8 protein-coding genes are annotated in these 7,527 nt (G+C 52.0%); 3 read left to right on the top strand and 5 right to left on the bottom strand.

The genetic code is table 11. The annotated features are described in order from the left end of the window. Positions 1-57: 57 nt before the first annotated feature. From ACRBCU_RS06140 to ACRBCU_RS06150, 3 genes are all read left to right on the top strand, one after another. Positions 58-1,173, top strand: coding sequence for a site-specific DNA-methyltransferase (locus ACRBCU_RS06140; protein ID WP_431364494.1), 1,116 nt, complete (start codon positions 58-60; stop codon positions 1,171-1,173). A gap of 158 nt (positions 1,174-1,331) precedes the next feature. Then, positions 1,332-2,420, top strand: a complete 1,089-nt coding sequence (locus tag ACRBCU_RS06145; protein WP_431364495.1) for a peptidoglycan-binding domain-containing protein — start codon at positions 1,332-1,334, stop codon at positions 2,418-2,420. A 17-nt stretch (positions 2,421-2,437) separates the two neighbouring features. Beyond that, complete coding sequence (locus ACRBCU_RS06150) at positions 2,438-3,049, top strand: GyrI-like domain-containing protein (RefSeq protein ID WP_431364496.1); 612 nt, start codon at positions 2,438-2,440, stop codon at positions 3,047-3,049. A gap of 72 nt (positions 3,050-3,121) precedes the next feature. Here the strand turns inward: ACRBCU_RS06150 and comE are convergent, their stop codons facing one another. The 5 genes from comE to hisD are packed head-to-tail and all read right to left on the bottom strand — an operon-like array spanning position 3,122 to position 7,280. Next, positions 3,122-3,676, bottom strand: a complete 555-nt coding sequence (gene comE / locus ACRBCU_RS06155) for a sulfopyruvate decarboxylase subunit beta (RefSeq protein ID WP_431364497.1) — start codon at positions 3,674-3,676, stop codon at positions 3,122-3,124. Further along, positions 3,673-4,179 carry a sulfopyruvate decarboxylase subunit alpha gene (gene comD, locus ACRBCU_RS06160; protein WP_431364498.1) on the bottom strand — a complete coding sequence of 169 codons (507 nt, stop codon included), beginning with the start codon at positions 4,177-4,179 and terminating at the stop codon, positions 3,673-3,675. Before comD ends, comE begins: the two co-directional genes overlap by 4 nt. 52 nt (positions 4,180-4,231) lie before the next feature. Then, positions 4,232-5,212, bottom strand: coding sequence for an alcohol dehydrogenase catalytic domain-containing protein (locus ACRBCU_RS06165; RefSeq protein ID WP_431364499.1), 981 nt, complete (start codon positions 5,210-5,212; stop codon positions 4,232-4,234). Then, the gene (locus ACRBCU_RS06170; RefSeq protein WP_431364500.1) at positions 5,209-5,970 is read right to left on the bottom strand and encodes an SDR family NAD(P)-dependent oxidoreductase; all 762 of its coding nucleotides are present in this window, start codon (positions 5,968-5,970) and stop codon (positions 5,209-5,211) included. The genes ACRBCU_RS06165 and ACRBCU_RS06170 overlap by 4 nt, the downstream gene beginning before the upstream one ends. Before the next feature lie 2 nt (positions 5,971-5,972). Then, the gene (hisD, locus tag ACRBCU_RS06175) at positions 5,973-7,280 is read right to left on the bottom strand and encodes a histidinol dehydrogenase (RefSeq protein ID WP_431364501.1); all 1,308 of its coding nucleotides are present in this window, start codon (positions 7,278-7,280) and stop codon (positions 5,973-5,975) included. Between the last annotated feature and the right edge of the window lie 247 nt (positions 7,281-7,527).

Genomic DNA, 7,527 nt, shown 5'->3' on the forward strand with positions numbered 1-7,527 from the left:
TGACTCACATTAGTCCTCAACCACAGAGCGCAAAAGCGCCGGGACATGAGGCAAGATATGACAGTAAAAACAAAGGCGCAGGCTAAAGCCACGCTGCCGCTAAACACGATTCAATCTGGCGACTGCATCGAGGTGATGAACAGTCTTCCGGAAAACTCGGTCGATCTAATTTTTGCAGACCCACCCTATAACTTGCAGCTCAAAGGTGACCTGCATCGCCCCGATAACTCCCGCGTTGATGCGGTTGATGATCATTGGGACCAATTTTCCTCGTTCGCCGCTTATGACAAGTTTACCCAAGACTGGCTTAAAGCGGCCCGCCGATTGCTCAAGCCAAATGGCGCAATCTGGGTGATCGGCTCTTATCACAACATCTTTCGGGTCGGTTCAGCGCTGCAAAATGCTGGCTATTGGATCCTGAACGATGTGGTTTGGCGCAAGTCCAACCCTATGCCGAACTTCCGCGGCAAGCGTTTTACCAACGCGCATGAAACGATGATTTGGGCATCAAAGTCCGAGGGCGCGAAATACACATTTAACTATGAAGCGCTGAAATCCCTCAATGAAGGCATTCAGATGCGTTCTGACTGGGTTCTCCCAATTTGCACAGGCCATGAGCGCCTGAAGGATGAAGCGGGCGACAAAGCGCACCCGACGCAAAAACCAGAGAGCCTTTTGCACCGCGTTATTGTTGGCTCCACCAATCCGGGTGACGTCGTGCTAGACCCGTTCTTTGGCACTGGTACCACAGGCGCCGTTGCCAAAATGCTGGGCCGCGAATACATCGGGATTGAACGCGAAGCCGCTTACCGCAAAGTTGCCGAAAAGCGCATCAAATCGGTTCGCAAGTTCGATCGTGAAGCATTGCAAGTGTCTACGTCCAAACGCGCGGAGCCTCGCGTTCCTTTCGGTCAGTTGGTCGAGCGCGGGATGCTGCGTCCGGGCGAAAATCTCTATTCCATGAACAACCGTCACAAAGCCAAAGTGCGTGCAGATGGCACGTTGATTGGCGATGACGTGAAAGGCTCAATCCATCAGGTTGGCGCTGCACTCGAAGGCGCGCCGAGCTGTAACGGCTGGACCTACTGGAGCTTCAAGCGCGATGGCAAGACCGTCCCTATCGACGTACTCCGCCAACAGATCCGCTCTGAGATGGCTGACAAGCCGAACTAAGCGTTTTCCAACAAATTTAGCGAACACCGCCGGTGCCTGTGTCCTGACTTCACGGCACCTACTGACCCCGCCTTGTCCACAAGGCGGGGGTTTTTGCGTATTGGCTCTTCACGTTCAGAATTATTGAAATTAGGTTCATTTCATAGCTGGAGGTTTTTGTGCGATTTCAATTCGTCTGTTTCATTTATATTTTCATTGCGTCCCTAATTCCGTTTTCAGCACATGCTTTTACAAAAGATGCGGTGAAATGCGTACAAAACCAACTGAATGACACTGGCTTTGAAGCAGGCAGCGTTGATGGTTTGGTTGGTGGAAAAACGCGCCGAGCATTGGATAAGTTCCAAGCCGAATATGGTGAGCTGAGTAAGCGTAGGTTAAGTCGCAACAACGCGTTGGTGTACTGTCGTCTCATTGCTTTGCGCTTAGTTCATCTGAAGAAGCATTGGCTGCCAAGCGCAGGCCATCTGACCATAGTCTTTGGGGACAGTTTCTTTGACCCTGAAAAAGATCAAATGTTGATGCGGGTGAAAATCCGTCTTCTCATTCTGGAAATCTACAACAAGATAAAAAGCGACTTCGCAATGGAGTTAGCAGCACCCATTAAAATTGTAGTAGCCGGGTCACATTCAGATGCAACCAAAATGTACAATGAGCATACAGTTTATAGGCCACGAAACCATCGCAGTGTTATAAAGCGCCATTGCTCCGAAAAGGCTAAGGTTGGCGCGTTCGCCTTGCCGCGTTTAATCGTGCTTTGCTTCCACAGCGACGAAACTGACATCTCTAACAAAGAGCAATCCCGAAGGCGTGAGGCAATTGCTCATGAAATCGTGCACGCCTATCAATATCAGCTGTCGGGGACCATCACGACAAGCTCACAATCCACCTTTCTTAAGAGCGTCGGCCCCTCATGGCTTATTGAAGGGAGCGCACAAGCCTATGGAGTTCACCTCGCATACCGCGTATCGCCAGCTGCCGCAGTTCCCTTCCTTAAGAAAGCCGCTGACAAGCCAGTTCCGGCACTTAGTAGTGTCGATAGCCGCGCTGACTTAGAAGCGCGGCTATCCGACACCTACTTTGTGGGTCATCTAGCGATGAGCGTTCTTCTCCCTGATAACGACTTTCGAAAACTTATTCTTTTCTATGAAGAATTAGGTAGAACTGGGTCTTGGAAGCCCGCTTTTGAAACAACATTCGGACAAAGTTACGAAGAGTTCAGAGAGAAGTTCAGGGCGAAGTATCGTTGACACCACGGGATCAAAAAATGAGCAAAATCGACTTCAAGAAATCCCTTAAGCACCTGTATGTGCCGTCCAAGAAGGATTTTTCTGTCGTAGACGTCCCGACCATGAACTTTGTTAAAATTGATGGCGCGGGTCCGCCAGGAAACAAATCTTACGTCAAAGCGTGTGAGTGGCTTTTTCCAATAAGCTATGGGCTAAAATTCATGTCTAAGCTGGAGCTAGGCAGGGACTATGGTGTCCCCCCGCTAGAAGGGCTTTGGTGGGCGGATGACATGAGCGCATTTACACAAGACAGGCGGGAGGAGTGGAAATGGACGTTGATGATCATGCAGCCCGATTGGATCACCAATACGTTATTTGAACGAGCACTCGAAAAGCCGATGAAAAAGCAGGGGTCTTTGCCAGAAACATTGCGATTTGAACCTTTTGCGGAAGGCAAGTGCGTTCAAATTCTGCATCTAGGACCCTTTAGCGAAGAAGGTCCGACGCTGGCGCGATTGCACAATGAATACATGCCTCAAAACGGCCTGACCTGGAACGGAAAGCACCACGAAATTTATTTAAGTGATCCGCGCAAGTCGGCGCCAGAAAAGCTTAGAACAGTTTTGCGTCAACCTGTGAAAACCGCCTAAATCCCTAGGCTCGCAGACTTGGAACATCGCCGCGCATGTTTCATTGAAAAACTTGCGTGGCGAAGGTTTATCTTAGGATGCTATCGCCTTCATAAAGCGATCTTTGATCACAACTGGATCCATTGTGATTACGGGCATCTTGGCATTGCCGCTGTCACATTTGACAACCATCACAGTCCCGACCTGTGCATCAATCGCCTCTTGCAGGGCTTTACCTGTGTCAACGTCCAGAACTTCAACGACGTTGTCACACCCAGCAGCGCGCGCCATGCCTGCCAGATCGGTCTTCATCCCCGTGTAAGTTGGCTGATCACCGGTGGAGCCATAAGATCCGTTGTCGATGATCATCAGAATGAAGTTTTTCGGCATGTTGTTCCCGATGGTCGGGAGCGTGCCAAGGTTAGTCAAAACAGAGCCATCTCCATCGATGGATATCACCGTTTTATCCTGCGCCAGCGCGACGCCTAACCCTATAGAGGAGCAAAGCCCCATGGTGCCAAGCATGTAGAAGTTGCTAGGTTGGTCCATGATAGCGTGAAGCTCTTGCGAGGGGATGCCGATGTTACAAACGACCAATTGGTCTTTCAGGATCGGGGCGATTTCTTTAAGGATTTCTGAACGTATCATTGGTCGCCGTAGCCTCCCCAGAAATTAGCGTCGGTGAGGATCGCGACAGGTTTATTGCACATAAATGTGTATTTCAGGATGTTGTCGAACTCCTCAACATCTTTCTGCCAATGGAAGTGGTACGTAGGGATATTGAGCTGGGCCAATAGCGCCTTGGTGTGGACGGCCATTTCAACTTGGCACGCCACCGGTTCACGCAATTCGCCGCGATAAGAAATGATCATCGGCAAGGGCAGACGGTAGAATTGGGTTAGCGTGGCCAGCGTGTTAATCGTGACGCCTATTGCTGTGTTCTGCATGATGATCGCAGGGCGTTTACCGCCCATGAACGCACCAGCGCAGAGCCCCATGCCTTCGTCTTCCTTATTGGAAGGAATGTGAAAGATGTCGTCGCGTGTTTCCACCTCATCGATCACCCCAGCCAACTGCTTGCAGGGGACTGTCGTGACGAAAGAGACATCATTAGCGACAAGATCGTCAACGATCTTTTTGTCGATGTTCATGGCGTCATTTCCTTTGTTGTTTGGCGTTTTCAGTTATCGGTACGGCCAGCCGTCAGGCCCAAGGATCAAGAATAATTTTTGGAGCGGAAACCGCGCCTGCGCGCAGATCTTTAAAGGCCCGATGACCCGCCTCTAGAGGGCGCGTTTCAGTCCATTCCAATGCACCTAGTTTTCCATCAAAGATTGCCTGCGCCGTGTCGCGGAAATCTTGCATCGTGTAAGTATAGGTTCCGATGAACGTGATTTCTTGAAGCGTCATCCGACGCACGTCGAGCCCATCCAGATCATCGCCAAGCCCTACATGAGCGATCACGCCGCCTGGCAGCACAGTGGCCGATGCCTTCGCGCGTGTTGCAGAATAGCCAACTGCATCGATCACAACACTGAACTGGTCCGTGGTTTCTGCGACGGTATTTTGACGACAAACGTCAGCCAGATAAGCGCGGCGCGCCGGGTTCGGCTCGATTATCGTGACATCGCACACACCCATTGCATCCAGCGCCAGAGCCGACGCAAGGCCAATAGCCCCGCCTCCAAGCACCAATGCCCGCTTCTCCATAGAGGGATGCAATGCCTCAAGCGCAAGGCGAACAGCGTGCCAGCTTACGGCCAAAGGCTCTACCAACGCTGCCTTCGCAAGCGGAACCTCGTCGGGAACCGTGACCAAGTTGCTGTTTGGCATAGTGATATACTGCGCAAACGCCCCTTCGCGCGGCATCATCGAAATAATCTGGCGATCTGGACACAAGTTTTCTCTGCCCGATTTGCACGCTGAACAGACCCTACAGGCAACGAGCGGATTAACCGTAACCCGTCGACCATCCATATCGCCGCCAAGAACAACGCCAGCTGCTTCGTGCCCAAGAATAAGTGGCGCAGGACGGCGCGCGTCATGGCCAAGATATGCATGCATATCAGAGCCGCATATTCCCACAGCCTCCACGCGAATAAGCTGCTCGCCTGTCAGCGGAGTTGGGTCTGCGACGTCGCGAAAGCCAAGCGTTTCGACACCATCATACACAAGAGCCTTCATTTCGCAGTGAACCCCCCATCGACCATCAGGACTTGGCCCGTCACATAGCTTGACGCTTCAGAGCACAAGAATAACAACGGGCCGTCCATATCGCTCATGCGGCCATTGCGGCCAGCGCAAGTCTGCGCAGCGTTTCGTGCAGCGCGCTCTGGGTCATCAAATACTGCTTGCGTCAATTCGGTCGGGAAAAATCCGGGCCCGATCGCATTTGCGGTAATGCCATTCGCGGACCATGCCTCTGCCATGGCTCGTGTCAGTTGCCCAACTCCGCCTTTGCTTGTGCCGTAAGCAATGCCACCTGGAAATGCGCGCGTGGTTTGTAAGGACGCGAAATTAACGATCCGGCCCCATCCCTTTTCTTTCATCGCAGGCACCAGTGCTTGGGAAATAAAGAAAGGCGCGGACAAATTCAGCGCGAGAGTTTGATCCCACCCTAGCGCGGTGACATCATCGGCTGCTTCTCGTGTGTTCACACCCGCTGCATGAATGATAATATCGGGTGCACCGAAAGGCGCCGAGATCGCTTTTGTCATAGCCTCCGTGTTGTCACGGTCGGTCACGTCAGCGACGACGGCAGCAGCGCCAATTCCAATCTCGTTTTGCAGACGATCTAACGCGTCCTTTCGCCGAGCAACACCAACAACATAAGCACCTGCAGCTGCTAAAGTCGTTGCCGCGCGCCGTCCAATGCCAGAACTGGCGCCCGTGACGCAGGCAACACGGCCCGTTAAATCAAATAGATCACGAGGGTCGCTCATACCTAGCTCTCAGCCGAAAGATCAAAGTTTTCACCGGGAAAATATTTCGCCAAACGCACATCTGCGGCGCGCGCGTGACCTTCCATTCCTTCAAGGCGGGAAATACGCGCTGTTGCCTCTGCCACCGCTTTGGAGGCATCCCGCGTTGTTCGCTGCCATGTGACAATTTTCATGTACTTATGAACGCTTAGGCCGCCTGTATAGCTTGCGGCGCCTGAGGTTGGCAGAACATGGTTGGTCCCCGTTGCTTTGTCACCATAAGAAACGGTCGTTTCTTCCCCTAGAAACAGCGAGCCATAGCAGGTTAGCGTGTCCAACCACCAATCGAGGTCTTTCGCTTGAACCGTCAAATGTTCTGGTGCGTAATCATCCGAACACTTCGCCATTTCGACACGATCTTTGCACACAATCACCTCGGCGTAATCTCGCCACGCTGCAAATGCGTTTTCGCGGTTGGTGTCAGGCAATTCATCAATGAGACTCGGAACCATCTCCATCACAGTTTCGGCCAAAGCCTTATCATCCGTGACCAGCCAAACAGGTGAATTGTAGCCATGTTCAGCTTGGCTCACGAGATCAGTCGCAACGATGTGCGCATCTGCGTCTTTATCAGCAAGGATCAAGCTGTCTGTCGGACCCGCAATCATATCAATCCCAACGCGCCCAAACAAAATGCGCTTGGCCTCGGCAACAAACTGGTTTCCAGGACCAACAAGAATGTTGGCTTTCGGCAAGCCAAACAAACCAAAAGTCATTGCCGCGACGCCCTGCACGCCTCCCATCGCCAAAATATTGTCAGCGCCACAAATATGCGCCGCATAGACAATTGCCGGTGCAATCCCAACGCCAGGGCGCGGCGGCGAGCACGCGGTGATACTATGACAGCCTGCAACTTTTGCCGTCGTTACTGTCATGATCGCAGACGCGATATGACTATAGCGCCCTCCCGGAACGTAGCATCCGGCCGCATCAACGGGGATTGCCTTTTGCCCAGCGACGAACCCGGGTTCAATCTCCATTTCGACATCTGTAAGCGTGGATTTTTGCACCTCGGCAAAGCGGCGAACGTTATCATGGGCAAATCGAATATCTGCCTTGAGTTTCTCCGGAACAAGAGCGATTGCCGCTTCTATTTCCTGCGCAGTCAGTAAAACGTTGCCTTCATAGCGGTCAAATTTCGCAGCGTACTCCATCGCTTTTGAATCGCCGCCTGCTTCGATGTCATCCAGAATAGCCTTAGCCGTTTCATGCACTTCAGAAGCATTCGACGTAGAAGTTAGCGTTGCCTTTTTCAGATACTCGCGCGTCATTAAAGATGGTCCCAATTGTAAGGCGGAATAGAGCCGTATCGCCGTTAACAAGCGGCGATTCCTTCTTGCAGCCTAGCGTCGTTCAATCGAAATGCAAGCGCTTACATTTCCGCGTCAAAAAACTTCCGAACAACACATTGCAATGCTGAAACTAACCTCAGAGCGGCTTTTTGATACCGTGGTGTCGAGCACAAAGCTCAACACCACCAACCTCACGGTGCGATAATGGGGCTGGCATTGAGTTCAG

It is taken from the genome of Planktotalea sp., assembly GCF_050633725.1.
In the GTDB taxonomy this organism is placed as follows: Bacteria; Pseudomonadota; Alphaproteobacteria; order Rhodobacterales; family Rhodobacteraceae; genus Planktotalea.

Excerpts from the sequence above, each read along its gene's own strand:
- ACRBCU_RS06140 (WP_431364494.1), top strand. The coding sequence starts at position 58 with ATGACAGTAAAAACAAAGGCGCAGGCTAAAGCCACGCTGCCGCTAAAC.
- ACRBCU_RS06150 (WP_431364496.1), top strand. The coding sequence starts at position 2,438 with ATGAGCAAAATCGACTTCAAGAAATCCCTTAAGCACCTGTATGTGCCG.
- comE (WP_431364497.1), bottom strand. The coding sequence starts at position 3,676 with ATGATACGTTCAGAAATCCTTAAAGAAATCGCCCCGATCCTGAAAGAC.
- comD (WP_431364498.1), bottom strand. The coding sequence starts at position 4,179 with ATGAACATCGACAAAAAGATCGTTGACGATCTTGTCGCTAATGATGTC.
- ACRBCU_RS06165 (WP_431364499.1), bottom strand. The coding sequence starts at position 5,212 with ATGAAGGCTCTTGTGTATGATGGTGTCGAAACGCTTGGCTTTCGCGAC.
- ACRBCU_RS06170 (WP_431364500.1), bottom strand. The coding sequence starts at position 5,970 with ATGAGCGACCCTCGTGATCTATTTGATTTAACGGGCCGTGTTGCCTGC.
- hisD (WP_431364501.1), bottom strand. The coding sequence starts at position 7,280 with ATGACGCGCGAGTATCTGAAAAAGGCAACGCTAACTTCTACGTCGAAT.